The 20,842-nt window shown below is 58.2% G+C and carries 14 protein-coding genes; 7 read left to right on the top strand and 7 right to left on the bottom strand.

What is annotated here, in order from left to right:
• Positions 1 to 71: 71 nt before the first annotated feature.
• Positions 72 to 1,736, bottom strand: a complete 1,665-nt coding sequence (gene ettA, locus AC07XF_RS26480) for an energy-dependent translational throttle protein EttA (RefSeq protein ID WP_495028858.1) — start codon at positions 1,734 to 1,736, stop codon at positions 72 to 74.
• A gap of 283 nt (positions 1,737 to 2,019) precedes the next feature.
• On the opposite strand from ettA, the gene AC07XF_RS26475 reads away from it, so the two are divergent.
• From AC07XF_RS26475 to AC07XF_RS26455, 5 genes are all read left to right on the top strand, one after another.
• Positions 2,020 to 5,868, top strand: coding sequence for a sensor domain-containing protein (locus AC07XF_RS26475; RefSeq protein WP_495028857.1), 3,849 nt, complete (start codon positions 2,020 to 2,022; stop codon positions 5,866 to 5,868).
• Positions 5,869 to 6,106: 238 nt separating this feature from the next.
• Complete coding sequence (gene glyA, locus AC07XF_RS26470; protein WP_495028856.1) at positions 6,107 to 7,360, top strand: serine hydroxymethyltransferase; 1,254 nt, start codon at positions 6,107 to 6,109, stop codon at positions 7,358 to 7,360.
• A gap of 340 nt (positions 7,361 to 7,700) precedes the next feature.
• Positions 7,701 to 9,014: a C4-dicarboxylate transporter DctA gene (locus AC07XF_RS26465; protein ID WP_495028855.1), complete on the top strand. Its 1,314-nt coding sequence runs from the start codon at positions 7,701 to 7,703 to the stop codon at positions 9,012 to 9,014.
• A gap of 67 nt (positions 9,015 to 9,081) precedes the next feature.
• Positions 9,082 to 9,786, top strand: a complete 705-nt coding sequence (locus tag AC07XF_RS26460; protein WP_495028854.1) for a FadR/GntR family transcriptional regulator — start codon at positions 9,082 to 9,084, stop codon at positions 9,784 to 9,786.
• A 25-nt stretch (positions 9,787 to 9,811) separates the two neighbouring features.
• Positions 9,812 to 10,513 carry a GntR family transcriptional regulator gene (locus tag AC07XF_RS26455; RefSeq protein WP_495028853.1) on the top strand — a complete coding sequence of 234 codons (702 nt, stop codon included), beginning with the start codon at positions 9,812 to 9,814 and terminating at the stop codon, positions 10,511 to 10,513.
• A 20-nt stretch (positions 10,514 to 10,533) separates the two neighbouring features.
• On the opposite strand, the gene lanM is transcribed toward AC07XF_RS26455, so the two are convergent.
• From lanM to AC07XF_RS26430, 5 genes are all read right to left on the bottom strand, one after another.
• Positions 10,534 to 13,644: a type 2 lanthipeptide synthetase LanM gene (lanM, locus tag AC07XF_RS26450; protein WP_495028852.1), complete on the bottom strand. Its 3,111-nt coding sequence runs from the start codon at positions 13,642 to 13,644 to the stop codon at positions 10,534 to 10,536.
• Between the two features lie 25 nt (positions 13,645 to 13,669).
• The gene (locus AC07XF_RS26445; protein ID WP_495028851.1) at positions 13,670 to 13,828 is read right to left on the bottom strand and encodes a hypothetical protein; all 159 of its coding nucleotides are present in this window, start codon (positions 13,826 to 13,828) and stop codon (positions 13,670 to 13,672) included.
• Between the two features lie 384 nt (positions 13,829 to 14,212).
• Positions 14,213 to 15,184 (bottom strand): GTPase, encoded by a 972-nt coding sequence (yjiA, locus tag AC07XF_RS26440; RefSeq protein ID WP_495028850.1) that lies wholly within the window; start codon positions 15,182 to 15,184, stop codon positions 14,213 to 14,215.
• Positions 15,185 to 15,346: 162 nt separating this feature from the next.
• Positions 15,347 to 15,544 (bottom strand): YbdD/YjiX family protein, encoded by a 198-nt coding sequence (locus AC07XF_RS26435; RefSeq protein WP_007895266.1) that lies wholly within the window; start codon positions 15,542 to 15,544, stop codon positions 15,347 to 15,349.
• 15 nt (positions 15,545 to 15,559) lie between these two features.
• On the bottom strand, positions 15,560 to 17,626 hold the full coding sequence (locus tag AC07XF_RS26430) for a carbon starvation CstA family protein (protein WP_495028849.1): 2,067 nt from the start codon (positions 17,624 to 17,626) through the stop codon (positions 15,560 to 15,562).
• A 160-nt stretch (positions 17,627 to 17,786) separates the two neighbouring features.
• Between AC07XF_RS26430 and AC07XF_RS26425 the strand changes: the two genes are divergently transcribed.
• A complete protein-coding gene (locus tag AC07XF_RS26425) occupies positions 17,787 to 18,155 on the top strand; it encodes a PilZ domain-containing protein (RefSeq protein ID WP_495028848.1) in 369 nt (122 codons plus the stop codon).
• Positions 18,156 to 18,283: 128 nt separating this feature from the next.
• On the opposite strand, the gene radA is transcribed toward AC07XF_RS26425, so the two are convergent.
• Positions 18,284 to 19,651 (bottom strand): DNA repair protein RadA, encoded by a 1,368-nt coding sequence (gene radA, locus AC07XF_RS26420; protein WP_204934943.1) that lies wholly within the window; start codon positions 19,649 to 19,651, stop codon positions 18,284 to 18,286.
• Positions 19,652 to 20,291: 640 nt separating this feature from the next.
• On the opposite strand from radA, the gene mscL reads away from it, so the two are divergent.
• Positions 20,292 to 20,705 (top strand): large-conductance mechanosensitive channel protein MscL, encoded by a 414-nt coding sequence (gene mscL / locus AC07XF_RS26415; RefSeq protein WP_495028847.1) that lies wholly within the window; start codon positions 20,292 to 20,294, stop codon positions 20,703 to 20,705.
• Positions 20,706 to 20,842: the final 137 nt, after the last annotated feature.

Genomic DNA, 20,842 nt, shown 5'->3' with positions numbered 1-20,842 from the left:
GCTCGGTCTCACTGAAAAAACGCAAAAAAAAACGGAGCCCGAAGGCTCCGTTCTTTGCAACCAACCCGAAATCAGGCCAGTTTCTTGTGACGCACCCGGTGTGGCTGGGCAGCCGCGTCACCGAGACGTTTTTTACGATCGGCTTCGTACTCGGAGTAGTTGCCTTCGAAGAACACGGCTTGCGAGTCGTCTTCGTACGCCAGGATGTGAGTCGCGACGCGGTCAAGGAACCACCGGTCGTGGGAGATCACAATGGCGGCGCCCGGGAAGTCCAGCAGGGCTTCTTCCAGGGAACGCAGGGTTTCAACGTCGAGGTCGTTGGATGGTTCGTCGAGCAGCAGGACGTTGCCGCCCTCCTTCAGGGTCAGGGCCAGGTGCAAGCGACCGCGCTCACCACCGGACAGGTCCTTGACGAACTTCTGCTGATCGCCGCCCTTGAAGTTGAAGCGACCGACGTAGGTGCGCGACGGGATCTCGTAGTTGCCGATGCGGATCTGGTCGGAACCGTCGGAAATCTGCTGGAACACGGTCTTGCTGCCGTCGAGGTCTTCGCGGCTCTGATCCACGCAAGCCAGTTGCACGGTTTCGCCGACTTCGATGCTGCCCGAATCCGGCGTTTCCTTGCCCATCAGCATGCGGAACAGGGTCGACTTACCGGCACCGTTACCGCCGATCACGCCGACGATGGCGCCTTTAGGCATGGAGAACGACAGGTTGTCGATCAGCACGCGGTCGCCGTAGCCCTTGGTGACGTTCTTGAATTCGATGACCTTGTCGCCCAGGCGTGGACCGGCCGGGATGTAGATCTCGTTGGTTTCGCTGCGCTTCTGGAATTCCTGCGATTGCATTTCTTCGAAGCGTTGCAGACGAGCCTTGGATTTCGACTGGCGGGCCTTGGCGCCTTTGCGCACCCACTCCAGTTCTTCCTTCATGGCTTTCTCGTGGGCCGACTGCTGCTTGGATTCTGCAGCCAGACGATCGGACTTGGCTTCCAGCCAACCCGAATAGTTGCCCTCGTAAGGAATGCCCGCGCCGCGGTCGAGTTCCAGAATCCAGCCGGCAACGTTGTCCAGGAAGTAACGGTCGTGCGTGATCGCGACCACGGTACCCGGGAAGTCGTGCAGGAAGTGCTCAAGCCACGCAACGGAGTCGGCGTCCAGGTGGTTGGTCGGTTCGTCGAGCAGCAGCATGTCCGGTGCCGACAGCAGCAGACGGCACAGGGCCACGCGACGCTTTTCACCACCCGAGAGGAATTCGACCTTGGCGTCCCAGGCCGGCAGACGTAGCGCATCGGCGGCGACTTCCAGCTGACGTTCCAGGTTGTGACCGTCGCTGGCTTGCAGGATCGCTTCGAGCTTGGCCTGTTCGGCGGCCAGTTTGTCGAAGTCGGCATCCGGATCGGCATAGGCCGCGTAGACCTCGTCCAGGCGTGCCTGGGCGTCCTTGATCACGCTGACCGCTTCCTCGACCACTTCACGCACGGTCTTGGCCGGATCCAGTTGTGGTTCCTGCGGCAGGTAGCCGATGTTCAGTTCCGGCATCGGGCGGGCTTCGCCTTCGAACTCGGTGTCGACGCCAGCCATGATTTTCAGCAGCGTGGACTTACCCGAACCGTTGAGGCCGAGCACGCCGATCTTGGCGCCAGGGAAGAACGACAGAGAAATGTTTTTCAGGATTTCCCGCTTCGGCGGAACAACTTTGCCCAGCCGATGCATGGTGAATACGTATTGAGCCATGGAGAACCTAGGGTCAGTGACTGATGAATGAATAAGGTACAGGCGATGCCTGGCCAGGCTGTGCGCGTCGTCCGATTGAGAGCTTTCAATACAGGCGCGCTGAAAAAGCCTAGGAGCTGGAACGCTCCCGCGTAACCGGCAAAGCTACCTGAATGACCGGTGGCAGTCCAGCCGACGGGCAGGGGCTGGCACTTCGCCACAACTCAAGGCATGCTAGCCGCCCTTCGGGCGTCCGGCTTATAGTGCACGTCGCGCCAGTCCAGCCAAACCGCAGGATTACAGCTTGTCCAATGTCCCTCCGCCTCTGACTTCCAGCGCGCCGGCCACAGCGCCCGGCTCCCCCCTGCGCGGAACCTTGAAGGGCACCTTGGCGACACTCGTATTATTGCTGCTGGCACTGCTGTTCTGGCAGTTGCTCGATCAGTTGCGCGAAACCCAGAAAAACCAGCGTCAGTACACCATCGACTACACCGCCGATCTGGCCGCGCAAGTCAGCCTGAACATGGCGCTCAACGCGCAGATCGCCCTCAACCTGTTGCCGATCGTCGAGCAGCCGCAAGACGCCGATGAACTGCAGGTGCTGCTGCGCAAGCTGCAACAGTCGCTGCCTGATCTGCGCAGCCTGGCTTTGCTCAGCCCTTCGGGAAGAGTCATCAGTGACAGCGCCCCCGACAGCGATGACAGCAACTACCTGGGTGAACTGGTACGCCGCAGCCACGCCCAGGCGCACTACTTCAGCAATGCCACCGACGGCTCTGTGGTGCATTTATTGTTGCATCAGGCCAGCGGCAGTTCCCGAGGCTACTGGGCCTTGCGCCTGACGCCCACCTTCTTTTCGTCCTTGACCAAGCAAAGCGAAGCCGGCGGCCGCCCGTTGTGGCTGGTGGAAAACCGCATCAATCACCAGATCGTCAGCCGCGACGACGCGCTGCCCTCGGTCAATCCGGGGACGCTGACCGTCGACGATGTTGCCAACAGCGTGCTGACCGTTCCGTTGAGCAGCAGCGATTGGCAACTGCGCGGGTTGTTCGACCGTCAGCGAGTGCTGGAAGAACTGCTACCGGCGTTCATCGGCAAATGCCTGCTGGGCCTGGCGTTCTCCATGCTGCCATTCATCGCCTTGCTGAACACGCGCCGGCGTCAGCGCCAGTTGAATGAAGGCCGCCGACGTTACCAGGACATTTTCGAAGGCACTGGCGTGGCCCTGTGCGTCCTCGACATGTCCGGGCTCAAGGTTTTTTTCGACAAGGCTCAGCTCAAAGGCAGCGAACAACTGCACGCATGGCTGGCGATTGCGCAACAACGCCGGCAACTGCTGCAGGAACTGCGGATCACCGAAGTCAACCAGGTCGCGCTGCAACTGCTGAATGTCGATAGCGCCGACAAAGCCTGGAAACTGCTGATCGACGGCCATCCACAGGACGGCACCGCCATCGGCAACCAGGTGCTCGACGCGGTGCTCAATCAGCAGCAACAGCTTGAGCTGGAAATCAAACTCCAGGACGCCAGCGGTCGCGACCAGCACCTGTGGCTGGTGCTGCGCCTGCCGCAAACCCAGGTCGACTATCAAGCGGTGATCCTGAGCATCACCGACATCACCAGCCGCAAGCTCATCGAACTGTCACTGCAGGAACGCGAAGGGTTTTGGTCGGACGTGGTGCGCACCGTACCGGATCACCTGTATGTGCAGGATGTGATCAGCCAGCGCATGATCTACAGCAACCACCATCTGGGCCAGACGCTGGGTTACAACCGCACCGAACTGCACCAGATGGGCGAATACTTCTGGGAAATCCTCCTGCACCCCGAAGACGCCGACTATTACCACCGCTCCCGCCAGGTCCAGCGCCAGGCCGGTTATCGCCAGTTGATGCAGTGCCAGTTGCGCTTCCGCCATCGGGACGGCCAGTGGCGACGCTTCGAGATTCGCGAGCAGGCACTGGCGCGGGACAAAGAAGACCAGGTCACACGGATCATCGGCGTGGCCAAGGACATTACCGACCAGATCGAAGCCAGCGAATCCCTGCGTGACAGCGAGCAGCGCTATCGCATGCTCGCCGAAAGCATCAGCGACGTGATCTTCTCCACCGACAGCCGCCTGAACCTCAATTACGTCAGCCCTTCGGTGCAAGCCGTGCTGGGTTACGACGCCGAGTGGATTTTCCAGAACGGCTGGCAATCGACCATCGCCAACCCGCAACAACTGACCGGCATCTACCACCTGATGGACCGGGTCAGCAAAGCGCTGGATCAACCGGAACAACTGGCGCTGCTGCGCAGCCAGGTGCAAACCCAACTGTTCCTGTTCGATTGCCTGCGGGCCGACGGGCGCAAGATCCCGATCGAGTTGCGACTGGTACTGGTCTGGGACGAACACGGTGCTTTCGAAGGCGTGCTGGGCGTCGGCCGCGACATCAGCCAGCAACGCCGGGCCGAAAAAGACTTGCGCATGGCCGCCACGGTATTCGAACACTCGACCTCGGCGATCCTGATCACCGACCCGGCCGGCTACATCGTCCAGGCCAACGAAGCCTTCAGTCGTGTCAGCGGCTATGCCGTGGAGCAGGTGCTCGATCAGTTACCGAACATACTGACCGTCGACGATCAGCAGGAAGCCCACCTGCGGTATGTGCTCAAGCAGTTGAGCCAGCACAGCACCTGGGAAGGCGAAGTCTGGCTCAAGCGCCGTAATGGCGAGCATTACCCGGCCTGGGTCGGGATCACCGCCGTGCTCGACGACGAAGGCGACCTGGCCAGTTATGTGTGTTTCTTCAGCGACATCAGCGAGCGCAAGGCCAGCGAGCAGCGGATTCACCGCCTCGCCTACTACGACGCCCTGACGCACCTGCCCAACCGTTCGCTGTTCCAGGATCGCCTGCACACGGCGTTGCAATCGGCCGAACGGCAGAAGTCGTGGGTGGTGCTGATGTTCCTCGACCTCGACCGTTTCAAGCCGATCAACGACTCCCTGGGCCACGCCGCCGGCGATCGCATGCTCAAGGAAATGGCCACGCGCCTGCTGGGTTGCGTCGACGATGACGACACGGTGGCGCGCATGGGCGGCGATGAATTCACCTTGCTCCTGCAGCCGCGGGCCAACCGTGAAATCGCCTTGAACCGGGCGATCCATGTGGCCGAGCAGATTCTCGCCAGCCTGGTGAAACCGTTCGTGCTCGAAGGCCGTGAATTCTTCGTCACGGCCAGTATCGGCATCGCCCTGAGCCCGCAGGACGGCAACGAGCTCAGCCAGTTGATGAAGAACGCCGACACCGCGATGTACCACGCCAAAGAGCGTGGCAAAAACAACTTCCAGTTCTATCAGGCAGACATGAACGCCAGCGCCCTGGAGCGGCTGGAACTGGAAAGCGACTTGCGCCATGCCCTGGAACAGAATGAATTCGTGCTGTATTACCAGCCGCAGTTCAGCGGCGACGGCAAGCGCCTGACCGGTGCCGAAGCTTTGCTGCGCTGGCGTCATCCACGTCGTGGACTGGTGCCGCCGGGGGATTTCATTCCGGTACTCGAAGAACTCGGGCTGGTGGTGGATGTCGGCGACTGGGTGATCAGCGAAGCCTGCCGTCAACTCAAGGCCTGGCATCAGGCCAAGGTGCGAGTGCCGAAAGTGTCGGTGAACATCTCGGCGCGGCAATTCTCCGACGGCCAGCTCGGCACGCGGATCGCCACCATCCTCAAGGAAACCGGCCTGCCGCCGGCGTGCCTGGAACTGGAACTGACCGAAAGTATCCTGATGCGCGAAGTCAGCGAGGCGATGCAGATCCTCGATGGTCTGAAAAACCTCGGCCTGAGCATTGCGGTCGACGATTTCGGTACCGGCTACTCATCGCTCAACTACCTCAAGCAATTCCCGATCGACGTGCTGAAGATCGACCGCACCTTCGTCGACGGCCTGCCATCGGGTGAGCAGGATGCGCAGATCGCCCGGGCAATCATCGCCATGGCACACAGCCTTAACCTGGCGGTGATCGCCGAAGGTGTCGAAACCCACGAGCAGCTGGATTTTCTGAGGGAGCACGGTTGCGACGAAGTGCAGGGCTACCTGTTCGGTCGCCCGATGCCGGCGGGCCGGTTCGAAGGGCAGTTCAGTAATGATGCGCTGTTTATGTTTGACTGAAGCCTTGCGGTGATGCGGGCGGCCCCTTCGCGGGCAAGCCCGCTCCCACAGGGGAACGCATTCCAAATGTGGGAGCGGCGGTGCGGCGATCCGACTTGCCCGCGAAGAGGCCCGCCCAGGCACCGCATATCCGCTCATGAAGCCCACTTGTCTGCGACATGATGTCGTTTCATATGCCATCTAAAACCCATTGGGTTAGAATGCCCCCCTTTTCCGCCCCCGATCCTTGAGGACCGCCATGTTCAGCCGTGATTTGACTATTGCCAAGTACGACGCCGATCTCTTTGCCGCCATGGAGCAAGAAGCTCAGCGCCAGGAAGAGCACATTGAGCTGATCGCTTCGGAAAACTACACCAGCCCTGCGGTGATGGAAGCTCAAGGCTCGGTACTGACCAACAAGTACGCCGAAGGCTACCCGGGCAAGCGCTACTACGGTGGTTGCGAGTTCGTCGACGTCGTCGAGCAGCTGGCTATTGATCGAGCCAAAGAGCTGTTCGGCGCCGACTACGCCAACGTTCAGCCACACGCCGGTTCGCAAGCCAACAGCGCCGTTTACCTGGCCCTGCTGTCCGCTGGCGACACCATCCTGGGCATGAGCCTGGCCCACGGTGGTCACCTGACCCACGGTGCCAGCGTTTCGTCCTCCGGCAAGCTGTACAACGCCATCCAGTACGGCATCGACGCCAACGGCCTGATCGACTACGACGAAGTCGAGCGCCTGGCTGTAGAGCACAAGCCGAAAATGATCGTGGCCGGTTTCTCTGCTTACTCGCAGATTCTGGACTTCCCGCGTTTCCGCGAAATCGCTGACAAGGTTGGCGCCTACCTGTTCGTCGACATGGCCCACGTGGCCGGTCTGGTCGCCGCTGGCGTCTACCCGAACCCGGTTCCATTCGCTGACGTCGTGACCACCACCACCCACAAGACCCTGCGCGGTCCACGTGGCGGCCTGATCCTGGCTCGCGCCAACGCCGACATCGAGAAAAAGCTGAACTCCGCGGTATTCCCGGGCGCCCAGGGTGGCCCGCTGGAGCACGTGATCGCAGCCAAGGCGATCTGCTTCAAGGAAGCACTGCAGCCAGAGTTCAAGGCTTACCAGCAGCAAGTGGTGAAAAACGCCAAGGCCATGGCCGGCGTATTCATCGAGCGCGGTTTCGACGTGGTTTCCGGCGGTACTGAAAACCACCTGTTCCTGCTGTCGCTGATCAAGCAGGAAATCTCCGGTAAAGACGCCGATGCCGCTCTGGGCAAAGCGTTCATCACCGTGAACAAGAACTCCGTGCCAAACGATCCACGCTCCCCGTTCGTCACCTCCGGCCTGCGCTTCGGCACCCCGGCTGTGACCACTCGCGGCTTCAAGGAAGCAGAGTGCAAGGAACTGGCCGGCTGGATCTGCGACATCCTGGCAGACCTGAACAACGAAGCGGTGATCGACGCCGTTCGTGAGAAGGTCAAGGCTATCTGCAAGAAGCTGCCGGTGTACGGTGCTTAATCAGCCCCGCTAAACCGCAGTTAAAAAAACCGGCCAGAGATGGCCGGTTTTTTTTCGCCTGTATGTTATTGCACCTCATTGTAGGAGCCGGCTTGCCGGCGAAGGCGTCCTTGAGGCGGGGCATGATCTTTCGTCCGCCTTCGCTGACAAGCCAGCTCCTACAGGATCAGCACAACTGGTAAGACCGGTCATGCCAATTTTGTGTTTTTCACTTGTAATCGAGAAAAAACCGAGCGTAAACTGCGCCTGCACTGGACATACCGGTAAGACCACAATAATTAAGTCCTGAAGTCGATGCGTCTTGCGCACGACAGCCAGGACACCGACCAGGATTCCTCCCATGCTCAGATGGTGCTCGCGTTCAATCTTCCTCCAAGTGGTTCTCGGACTGGTGCTCGGCATCGTCTGCGGGCTGACCCTTCCCGAATACTCCGCTCAGCTCAAACCACTCGGTGACGGCTTTATCAAGCTGATCAAAATGCTCATCGGCCTGATCGTGTTCTGTGTGGTGGTCAGCGGCATCAGCGGTGCGGGGGATCTGAAAAAGGTCGGGCGCATCGGCCTGAAATCGGTGATCTACTTCGAAGTGCTGACCACCATCGCCCTGGTGATCGGCCTGGTGTTCGCCTTCAGCACCGGTATCGGTAGCGGTGCAAACATTCATCTGGAACAGCTTTCCGCCGCCGACATCGGCGATATCGCCCAGCGCGGGCAGCACATGCACACCACCACGCAGTTCCTGATGGACCTGATTCCCACGTCTGTGATCGGCGCCTTTGCCGATAACAACATCCTGCAAGTCCTGCTGTTTTCAGTGCTGTTCGGCAGTGCGCTGAATCTGGTGGGCGAGGCGGCGTCGGGTATTTCACGGCTGATCAATGAACTCAGCCATGTGATCTTCCGCATCATGGGCATGATCGTGCGCCTGGCACCGATTGGTGTGTTCGGCGCGATCGCGTTCACCACCAGCAAATATGGCCTGGATTCGCTGCAACACCTGGGCAGCCTGGTTGGCCTTTTCTACCTGACTTGCGCGGCCTTCGTAGCGCTGATTCTCGGTCTGGTGATGCGCCTTTCCGGGCTGCGGATGTGGCCGTTGCTCAAGTACCTGCGCGAAGAACTGTTGATCGTCATGGGCACCGCTTCATCCGACGCCGTGTTGCCACAAATCATGCGCAAGCTTGAACACCTGGGCATCGGCAGCTCGACAGTCGGGCTGGTGATTCCTACCGGTTACTCGTTCAACCTCGACGGTTTCTCGATCTACCTGACATTGGCCATCGTGTTCATCGCCAATGCCACCGGTACGCCACTGGCGATGACCGACCTGCTGACGATTCTGCTGGTGTCGCTGATCACCTCCAAGGGAGCGCACGGTATTCCGGGCTCGGCGCTGGTGATCCTGGCGGCCACCCTGACAGCGATCCCGGCGATTCCGGTCGTGGGTCTGGTTCTGGTACTGGCCGTGGACTGGTTCATGGGCATTGGCCGGGCGTTGACCAACCTGATCGGCAACTGCGTGGCGACCGTGGCCATCGCGCGCTGGGAAAAGGACATCGACGTGCAGCGGGCGAACAAAGTACTTTCCGGTCAGGTGGGTTATACCTTCCAGCCGCGAAAACCGGTGGCACCGGCCCATCAGCAGGAATTTTGAATACACGCCGTGCCTGCTTCCGGGCAGGCACGGCCAACAACCGTTACAGATGCTCATGGAGCGAACAGTGATTACCTCGTCGACCGTCGTAAATTCAGTCGTAGAAAAGCTTCGGGCCGCGCTGGCCCGCGGTCAGTGGCGCTCCGGCGACATGCTGCCGGGGCAACGGGAGCTGGCCGAACAACTGGGCATCAGTCGTCCGAGCCTGCGTGAAGCGGTCATCGTCCTGGAAACCCTTGGCCTGGTGCGCTCGATGCCGGGCAAAGGCGTGGTGGTGCTGGAAGCCAATCTCAGTGACAGCCAATCCCACGACAGCGCAGTCGCTGCAGCCAGCCTCGAAGATGTGCTGCAACTGCGCTACACCCTCGAGCCGTTCATCGTCGGCCTGGTGGCGCAATCCATCAGCAGCAAGGAAGTCGGGCAACTGCGCCTGACCCTGATGGACATGCGCGAAGCCCTGGAGGCCAACGACAGTGAAGCCGGCGTGAACGCCTACATCGCGTTCCACGAAGAGCTGTTCACGCTGACGTCGAATCCGATCTTCCAGAGCGTGGTGCAGCAGACCAGCAATGCCCTCAAGCAGAGCGCCGAAGTGCTGCGAAACTCCCCTGAGCACCTGGCTGAACGCCTTGAAGAAAACGAAGCCGTGGTGCGCGCGATCCGCAGCAAGAACAGCGCCCAGGCCAGCGCCGAGATGCGCCGGCACATCTTGCGCGAAGGCCAGCGCATGGGCATCGAACTGAACATCCCGGACGACAACCTTCGCAGTTGATCCCTCTTCGAACTGGAGACAGGCCATGAACAGCTTCGCCACAGCGCCGTACAACCGCGAGATACCGACGGCCCTGCCCTTCTCCCGCGCCCATCGCGCCAAACCCTTGGTGGACGACCTCTACCCGCGGGTATTCGATGCCATTCTTGAGCAGCGCATCGCCCCGGCCAGTCGATTTACCGAAGAAAGCCTCGGGCAAATGTTCGGCGAAAGCCGCAGCGACATTCGCCGTGTACTGACGCGTCTGTCACATGAACAGGTCGTCATCTTGCGCCCCAATCATCGCCCGCGCGTCGCGGCACCCACTTGCGAACAAACCCTGCAAGTACTCCACGCGCGTCGCCTGGCTGAAACCACGCTTGTCCAACTCACCTGCCAAAGGCCTCGCCCCGGTGAACTGAATGCACTGCGTGAATTGATCGAAAAACATCGCCGTTACCAGGAGTGCGGTCAGCGCGGGTCAGCTATTCGCCTGTCCGGTGAGTTTCACCTGCAACTGGCCAGCATGGCTGGCAATACTCCATTGTTGCACTTCCTCGACAGTCTGGTAGCACAGACCTCACTGGTCATTGCACAGCAAGAAAAAAACACTGAAGGCCATTGCACCTGGCGCGGACACGCTGCGATTGTCGATGCTTTGGAACGAACAGATGTCAGTTCAGCGGTTCTGTTGATGACTCAACATTTGAATGAACTTGAACAACGGTTGACCCGGTCGAATCCCTGAATCGACCGACCGGAAAAAGCTCAAGCAGCATTAGTCGGCCTTGCAAACTCCATGGACAACACGTCCGGCAACCCGCCATCAATGACAGACAACAGGGACAGGCCGACGCCTGTGATTCCCAGCATCATGCCCAACTCGGGGACATTGCGCTCCTCCAGAAAGTTTTCATTGAAGAAGTTATGGGCCACCTGCGAAATTGCCTGCTTCACCTTTGCGATACCCGGCTCATTGCTCGTCTCGCGATAGTGCTTCAACAGACACAAGAGATTGCCGAAATCGCCATGGCACAGACTGTAGCCAGCCCCTAGCCCCAACTCCCAGAGGTGGCGCTCGCAACGCTCAGCGTCCTGCTGGAGCACGGTTCTTGTTTTGACATCCAATGTCTCTCCCATGGCTTGAGCCAACCAGCGTCGGGTAATCAGAATTCCAGCGTCGCCATGACACCACTTGCTCATGGACCGAGTCGCTGGGCTTTTGCGCAGATCAAGCCAGAATTCATCGTCGGCAAGGCGATTTTCTGCGTGCAGCCACTGCACGATCAACTCTGCCAGCCGGGGTTCCTTCGTCACTTCCCAGACTTTGCCTATCGCAAGGAGAGCGCCGGAGATGCCATGGGAAAATCCGGTCCACAGTGGTTTGCTCGTCGCTTCGAACAGCAATGCCCCGTTTTCCAAGGTTACGGCTGATTGAATGGCTTGCGAGTACCTTTCGATCAGAGGCAGCAGGGTTTCGCGCCTTTCAAGCTGATAGAGATTCACCAGGACAGTCACTGTTCCGCACCTGCCATGAATGAAGTCGAATTGATCACCCTCGCGTGGAAACTCAGCCAGCTTGTGCAGCAGTTCTTCAATGGTCGTCAGATACGTCTGGCGACCAGTCATGAGTTGATAATTGACCAGTACGTACAAATAAGAGGTCAGACCGTTGTAGGCGCTGACAGTCGACTCCTGGGTAAATTGCCCCTGGGACTTGGACATCGCGCAGAGAATTCGCTCGGCTTCATTCAAATAGCGCGTGGCGCCGCAGACCCGGAACAGACTCAGATAGAAAATCGCCAGACCGCCGACCCCGTTGTACAAGCCGTTGTTCATCGGCGAAATAAAATGGCGCAAGGTTCGCGGGTGCGTATCCATGAATGTCCAGCCGACATCGCCTTCCTCGCCTTCTATACGCATCGCTTCGATGGCCCCGGCAATACTCGTGGCACCTTCGAGGTAGTGGGCGTGGCTCAACTGGGTAACGGTTTTGAGCTGATGCCTGCGGTTCAACGCCAATGTTTCGTTGGCGACGGGGAACACACACATTTGCACGATGTGTAACTGAAATACTTTGTCTTTGAGCGAGAGGCTGTCGAGCTTGCGACGGCAACTCTCGAACGGCGACTCAATAGCCAACGAGGCCACGGGCTGACCATGGGCGTCGATCAATTGACTGGACAATAGCGGCATGGTGAAACACGGAACGTTGGCCTTCTCCAGATCTTTGATTTCATGTCTGGGAATATCGTACTCGCCGAGAGTGCCGCTCAGATCCGACCACAAGGTTGCCAGCAGCAACTCCTGGTGAAACCGGCATTTTGTGAATCGAGGGTGAAACATCATCCCGATGAAGTCACCGTAGCGCTTGGTATTTTTGATCAGGACACGGGTTTTCAACGCGCCCGCATGCTCTGCGAGCAACTCGAGTACCGCGTGGCGGCGGTTCATCACTTCATCGTAGGCCAGTTCGAAACCAAGGAAAAAGGCTTCCTTGTACTCTGCTACCGAACGCGCCTGACCTTCGAAAACAGGCAGGTGCCGAACCATTGGCTGATGATCGGCGTCGGCTTGCTTCAAGCGATAGAACCGCTGCTCACGGACCAGCTGCTTTTGTTTTACCGCGAAACATGGCTGTCGACACAGCCCACTGTAGTCGTCGTCACTCTCCGCGCTGGTAGGCAAGAAGCCAGTTGAGAACACGGACTGGCTATTGAACTTGATGGTTTTGAACAGGGCTCGGCTTTGCGGCAGATCAATCTTCAAATCGATTATGGACGACGTGAACAGACACTCCAGGTCAATCAACACTGGGTTGCTCCCGCAAGCAATAATGTTTTCGAAGTGAAAGTCGATGCCGTTCAGGGCATGAACCACTGCAACCTGGGCACCCAGCCGCTGATAGAACAGAGCCAGATCATTTTCTGTCTCACAGGCAACGTTTTCGATTTTCTCAATCCAGCTATGGTCGCCTGACGACACCATGACAGGCGCATAAATGGAAAAACCGGCATAGCCTGTACTCTCATGCAATTGCTCAAGCAATGCACCGTAAAACAGCGCCTCCCGGTTACTCCTAGGCTTGTACACCAGTGGATGGTCACCTATCTGGATACAACAGACTGTTTCCCCATTTGCGTGAGCATCCCCCAGACCCAGTGTTATAGAGTCGATTCGCCGCCCGGCCAATGCGAATGCGGCTTCGAGTTGATCAATATCCTCGGCGAAATGAGCGACAACCTTATAGAGGTAAGCCACTGTGTCTTCGATTCGCTCCACAACCAGGCGGGTCAGTACCGGGTATGAGGTCAGGAATGAAGCCAGGGTTTCATCGACGAGTTTTCTGCTAAACGTCTCCACGTCCAGATCGGCGCCGTCAGCTATGTGACTGTTCAACTGATGGACCAACGATTTTTCGGAGAACATTTTGATTTGTGAAGTTAAATGCGCTCGGACACCGGGAATAAAGGTCTCCATATCAACCCACTGAGCGGCAAAACCGTATCTCTCATCATTTTCAAAAACATGTTTGAAATAACCAAACCAGCGAGTGTAATACTCCCAAAATATTTCACACTCACCGACATCACCGTCAACGGCCAGTGATACTATCACGTTAATTTTTTGGCCGAGCGCTTCAACTCCCGGTAATTTTTTTACATCACGAGAGCATTCAAGACGATCAACTTCTGCCAGCAAGCCTTGTCGACTTATTCCAAAATTACGAAGAACGGCTTGATCATCCTTATGTAAAAGATCCAGAGTCTTACGCAGCGCCTTGTGATCTGGCGCCCCTGAGACACCCGATGATTTACGCTCATTGAAACTCAGTATATCCGTCAACATTTCCAGCCACTCTTGAACAGGGCGGATCAATGATCCGCCCTGATTTACGGGAGGATTAGCAGGGCGTGCAGCCGAAGGTGCAGCCCAGGGTGTCGCACGAAATCACGGTGCTGCAAACTGCATTCTCACCGTTTTCGCCAATGTTGCCAGCACTTGCATAAGCTTCAAACTCGGCATCGAGTTCACCGGACAGGTCCATGATTTGTTCTTGCATGATGTTTCTCCCAATAAATTTCAAGTCGCCTTGATTGGCGCCAGTAAAAGTTATCACTCAAAACAAAGGCACACTGCCGGGCAAATCAATCCAAATGTAAACACCACACAAAACCTGGTACTTGATTAAAATCCAACAAGTTGTATTCACCCTACACACAAAGAAACAGTCACCTCAGCTTCTAACATACCCATTCAACAAGACCGGCAATATTTATGAACTTCGGTGTTAAACCAGAAAAACCAGAATACAAAACGCTATGAAATCGACAGCCTCGACCGGGGCACTGTTCCAGTAAAAACAAATATTCATTTACAAGAAAACGCCCGCTCAAGGCGGGCGATCATTGGCTCAGGTCCCGCTTCGCGACGGGGACCTGGTAGATCAGTTCACGGTGACGCGTTCAAACCCTGCCCGAATTTTCTCTTCCGGCAGGTCATCGGCGATAAACACGATCACACTTTCGCGGGTTTCGTTGTCGGCCCACTCGGTGTCCCAGTCGAAACCATAGAGCTTCAACACGCCCTGGAACACCATGCGCCGCGGCTCACCCATGATGTTCAACACACCTTTGTAGCGCAGCAACTGCTTGCCATGCTCCTCCAGCAATTCGTTCATGAACTCGCTGAGCTTGTCGATATCCAGTGCCTTGTCGGTGCGCAGCACCAGGCTGGAAATGCGGTCGATAGACGATGCCTGGCTGACCGGTCGCAAACTCACACCACCACCGAGGTCGGCATTGAGGTTGAAGCCGCGTACATCGAGCAGTTCGGCGAGATCGATCTTGCCGTGGTCAACCACGCGGATCGGGGCGCGACGGTTGATCCGGGTCAGGCGTTCGCTCAACGCGGTGAAGGTCGGCTCGTCCACCAGATCGCGCTTGCTCACCAGCAAGCGGTCGGCAAAACCGATTTGCGCCTGGGCGATGGTCTGGGTCAGGTGCTGATCGGCGTGGGCCGCGTCCACCAGGGTAATGATGCCGTCGAGGATGTAGCGCTCGCGCAACTCCTCGTCGATGAAAAAGGTTTGCGCCACCGGTGCCGGATCGGCCAGACCGGTGCATTCGATCACCAGGCGGTCGAAGGCGATGTCGCCGCTATCCAGACGTTCGAGCAGCAGGTACAGCGCCTTGGTCAGATCGGTGTGGATAGTGCAGCAGACGCAGCCATTGGACAGCGTCATCACTTGCACCGGTTCATCACCCAACAACTGGGTATCGATACCAGCGTCGCTGAACTCGTTCTCGATCACGGCGATTTTCAGGCCGTGCTCGGCTTTGAGCAGATGACGCAGCAATGTGGTCTTGCCGGCGCCGAGGAAGCCGCTGAGGATCGTGACCGGGATGGGAGAGGACAAACTGGATCTCCTTTTTCACAAGATGAAAAAACAACACAAAACAAATGTGGGAGCGGGCTTGCTCGCGAAGGGGTCGTGTCAGTCGACATGAATGTTGAATGACACACCGCTTTCACGAGCAAGCCCGCTCCCACAGGGATAGCCGTCAATCCGATAGCCGGATCAACAGCACTTCGGCCCACCCTTGCCACCGTAACGGGCTTCCTGACGCTCCCGAAAGAACATCTCATAGCTCATCACCGGTTTGTCCGGGTGTTTGGTCTGCATATGCTCGACGTAGTTGTCGTAGTCGGGCATGCCGACCATCAGGCGCGCAGCCTGACCGAGGTATTTACCGAGGCGACTCAGGTCATTGAACATGGTGCAAATCCTCGATCACGCTTCCGGCAGCGCCTGGAATGGCGATTCTTTATCCGTACGCTCCTTGCTGCCCCAGGCGGAAATACCGACCTTGAGCGCATAGAACAGGATGCTGAACACCACGAACAGGAACAGCGCGGTCAGCGTTGCGTTGGTGTAGGCGTTGAAGATCACGTGCTGCATCTGGGTGATGTCCTTGGCCGGGGCGAGGATCTGACCATTGGCCAGCGCATCGCTGTATTTCTTGGCCAGCGACAGGAAGCCGATCGCCGGGTTGGCATCGAACAGCTTGATGAAGCCTGCGGTGGTGGTGCAGATCAGCAGCCAGGCTGCCGGCAGCAAGGTCACCCAGATGTAGCGTTGGCGTTTCATCTTGATCAGCACGACGGTGCCGAGCATCAGCGCGATACCGGCCAGCATCTGGTTGGAGATACCGAACAGCGGCCACAAGGTGTTGATGCCACCCAATGGATCGATCACCCCTTGGTACAGCAACCAGCCCCACATGGCCACGCAACCGGCGGTGGCGATCAGGTTGGCGGTCCAGGATTCGGTGCGGCGCAGGGCCGGCACGAACGAACCGAGCAAATCCTGCAGCATGAAGCGCCCGGCACGGGTACCGGCGTCGACCGCGGTCAGGATGAACAACGCTTCGAACAGGATCGCGAAGTGGTACCAGAACGCCATGGTGTTTTCACCCGGCAGGACACTGTGCAGGATTTGGGCGATACCGACTGCCAGGGTCGGCGCGCCACCGGCACGGGCCAGGATGGTGGTTTCACCGATGTCATGGGCCACGGCTTGCAACGCTTCCGGCGTGATGGCGAAGCCCCAGTTGCTGACTGCTGTCGCAACCGCCACCACATCACCGCCAACCACAGCGGCCGGGCTGTTCATGGCGAAGTACACGCCCGGCTCGATCACCGACGCGGCGACCATGGCCATGATGGCCACGAACGATTCCATCAGCATGCCGCCGTAACCGATGTAGCGGGCGTTGGTTTCGTTATCCAGCAGCTTCGGCGTGGTACCGGAAGAGATCAGCGCGTGGAAACCGGAGACCGCGCCACAGGCGATGGTGATGAACAGGAATGGAAACAGCCCGCCCTTCCATACCGGGCCAGTGCCATCGATGAACTGGGTCAGCGCCGGCATTTTCAGCTCGGGCATAGTGATCAGGATGCCGATGGCCAGGGCGACGATGGTGCCGATTTTCAGGAAGGTGGAGAGGTAGTCACGCGGCGCCAGGATCAGCCACACCGGCAACACGGCCGCGACAAAACCGTAACCGATCAGCATCCAGGTGATCTGGATGCCGGTGAAGCTGAACGCCTTGGCCCACACCGGATCGGCGGCAATCTGCCCACCGAGCCAGATCGAACCGAGCAGCAACAGCACGCCGATAACGGAAATCTCACCGATGCGGCCTGGGCGGATGTAGCGCATGTACACGCCCATGAACATCGCGATCGGGATGGTCGCCATCACCGTGAAAATACCCCACGGGCTCTCGGCCAGGGCTTTGACCACGATCAGCGCCAGCACCGCAAGGATGATGATCATGATCAGGAAGCAGCCGAACAACGCGATGGTGCCGGGGATGCGGCCCATTTCCTCGCGGACCATGTCACCGAGGGAACGGCCATTGCGGCGGGTGGACATGAACAGGACCATGAAATCCTGCACCGAACCGGCCAGCACCACGCCGGCAATCAGCCACAGCGTGCCGGGCAGATAACCCATCTGCGCCGCCAATACCGGGCCGACCAGCGGACCTGCGCCAGCGATGGCGGCGAAGTGGTGACCAAAAAGAATGTGCTTGTTGGTCGGCACATAGTCCAGACCGTCATTGTTGAGCACGGCGGGAGTGGCCCGTCGCGCATCGAGTTGCATGACATTGTTAGCGATGAACAGACTGTAGTAGCGGTAGGCGACCAGATAGATGGCCACGGCAGCGACCACAATCCACAAGGCGTTGATTGCCTCGCCTCGGCGCAATGCCACGACGCCCAGGGCGCACGCACCTACGATTGCCAGCACCAGCCAAGGCAAATGGCGTAGCGGGCTATTATTATTTTTCATTTTATTATTCCAGCCAGAGTGGACAAGAAAGACAGCCACCCCGAGTTTAGCTCTCCTGACGGCAAAGACCATACCCCGACATTGGTCTAGACACCTGCACGCGCTGGCAGCCATTGATCATGCGGGTCTATAGTCAGCGTACATTTCCGAGGATCGTGCCATGAGCGAGCACCCTGCCGAACGTCGTCGCTTCAAACGTATTGCGTTCGATGCCCGAACCGAGCTGAGTCAGGGCGAATCCACCTGGCCGGTGAAATTGATTGACCTGTCGCTCAAAGGGTTGCTGATCGAGCGACCCGATCCGTGGATGGGCAATCCGCAGCAGGATTTTCTAGTCGACATTCATTTGAGCGAAGAGGTCGACATCACCATGGATGTGCAACTGGCCCACAACGACCATGGCCAACTCGGCTTTGTCTGCCTGCACATCAGCCTGGAGTCCATCGAGCGTCTGCGGCGATTGATCGAGCTCAACCTCGCTGATCCAGAAGAGTTGGAGCGCGAACTGGGTGCCCTGATCGAGATCTAGCCATCAGCGAAAATCATTGTGGGAGCGGGCTTGCTCGCGAAGAGGCCATTACATTCAGCATCTCTGTTGACTGACACAGCGCTTTCGCGAGCAAGCCCGCTCCCACAGGGTTGTGCATTAACCCGAAACTATTCGAACAACGCATCGAGCGCCTGTTCCAGCCGAGTGACCGCAATAATCTGCAACCCCGCCGGTGCCTCTTTCGGCGCATTGCCCTTGGGCACGATGGCCCGCTTGAAGCCGTGCTTGGCAGCCTCTTTCAAACGCTCCTGACCGCTCGGCACCGGACGCACCTCACCGGAAAGCCCGACTTCACCGAACACCAGCAGATCGTGGGGCAGCGGCCGGTTGCGCAAACTGGACATCACCGCCGCCATCAACGCCAGGTCGGACGCCGTTTCCAGCACCTTGACCCCGCCGACCACGTTGAGGAACACGTCCTGATCGTGGGTCGGAATGCCACCATGACGGTGCAGAACCGCCAGCAACATCGCCAGCCGGTTTTGGTCCAGCCCCAGCGTGACCCGACGCGGGTTGGCCAGGTGACTGTCGTCCACCAGCGCCTGAACCTCCACCAGCATCGGCCGCGTGCCTTCCCACGTCGCCATCACCACACTGCCCGGGACTTCCTCCTGGGCACGGGTCAGAAAAATCGCCGATGGGTTGGAGACTTCCTTCAAGCCCTTGTCGGTCATGCCGAAGACGCCCAGTTCATTGACTGCGCCGAAACGGTTCTTCACCGCCCGCAGCAGACGCAGGCGCCCGTCGGACTCGCCTTCGAAATACAGCACGGTGTCGACCATGTGCTCCAGCACCCGAGGGCCAGCCAGCGCGCCTTCCTTGGTGACGTGGCCCACCAGGAAAATCGCCGTACCGCTCTGTTTGGCATAACGCACCAGCAGTGCCGCGCTTTCGCGCACCTGGGATACACCACCCGGTGCCGATTGCAGTTGCTCGGTGAAGATCGTCTGGATCGAGTCGATCACCATCACCTTGGGCTTTTCCTGGCGGGCCGTGGCAATGATGGTTTCGATGCAGGTTTCGGTCATGACCCGCAGTTGATCCTGAGGCAACCCCAGGCGCCGCGCACGCATGGCCACTTGCTGCTGGGATTCTTCACCGGTGACGTACAGCGCCGGCATGCTCTTGGCGAGGTTGCACAAGGTTTGCAACAGAATGGTCGACTTGCCGATGCCCGGGTCGCCACCGATCAGCACCACCGAGCCATCCACCAGTCCGCCACCCAGAACCCGGTCCAGTTCGCTGGACGCGGTGGAGAAGCGCGGAATTTCTTCGACACTGACTTCGGCCAGGGTCTTGATCTGCGCCTGTTGGCCGGCCCAACCGGTACGCCCGCTGGGGGCGGCTGCTCCGCCACTTTCCACCATGGTTTCGGTGAGCGTGTTCCAGGCCCCGCACTCACCGCACTGGCCGGCCCATTTGGGGAAGGTTGAGCCGCACTCGGTGCAGCCGTACATGCGCTTGGCCTTGGCCATCGGAACTCCCGGCAAAAAAACGCGATGATAGCTCAGCTGAGGCGCAGGAGCGCGGCCAGATATTTTGTAACCACTTTGTTGTTTTCAAGCCGCCTCATTAAACAGGACTGGTTGAAATATGCTCGCCCGATAAAAACCTTGTATAAGCTTTTTCGTTCAATACGTTCAATAAACTCCGGAGACACGCCTTAATGTCAGACATGAAAACCTGTACAAGCGTTAATCATTTACACACTTAATGCACAACCCTGCCATCCCCCACTCAACATGCGACCCTTAAACAAATACGCAACTTATTTAGCAATTACTCTCAACTAAAAACAACTCACCCCACCGCCACTACAGTTAGCACTCAACAAGAGCTTCTGCCCATCAACTACCCACCCAATTTCAACCTTTCCTGATTCAGGGGTGTAATTCAACTCTGGCCTGCTCACGCAAACGAACCAATACATCTGAAAAAACTTTCTGCGACTCGCCGCAGAAAGCCTGGTCGGCCCAGGGAGGAGCTCAATCGGTGATTTTTCAGCAACGCCCTGGTCGATTGCAGGCAAGCACAGCAGGCAGTTGATCTGAGCAAGATTCGATTTGCTGATTTACACTGCGCTCATCAACCTCATCTGTAACAAGGAAATAACCTATGGGCGTGCTAAATGAGTTCAAGGCCTTCGCGGTCAAGGGCAACGTGGTCGACATGGCCGTCGGCATCATCATCGGTGCGGCCTTCGGCAAGATCGTTACGTCGTTTGTCGGCGACCTGATCATGCCGCCAATCGGGATGCTGATCGGGGGCGTGGACTTCAGTGATCTGGCCATAACGCTCAAGGCAGCGGAAGGCGCCACCCCGGCAGTGGTGCTGGCTTATGGCAAATTCATCCAGACCATCCTCGATTTCGTCATCGTTGCCTTCGCGATCTTCATGGGCGTCAAGGCCATCAACCGTCTGAAGCGCGAAGAGGCCGTGGCCCCTAGCCTGCCGCCGGTTCCAACCAAGGAAGAAGAGTTGCTGGGCGAGATCCGCGACTTGCTAAAGGCCCAAAACAACAGGTCTTGACCGCAATTACGAACAAAACGGCGCCTTTGAGGCTAATGCCAGTCAGTTAAGCAATTTCAACCGCGACACCCTTTGTAGCAGCTGCCGAGCCCGCGAGGCTGCGTTCGGCTGCGAAGCAGTCGTAAAATCAGTCATTG

Source organism: Pseudomonas sp. GW821-FHT01C01 (assembly GCF_059422645.1).
Note: the sequence above shows the minus strand (reverse complement) of the source record. Positions and strands in the feature narration are given on the sequence as shown.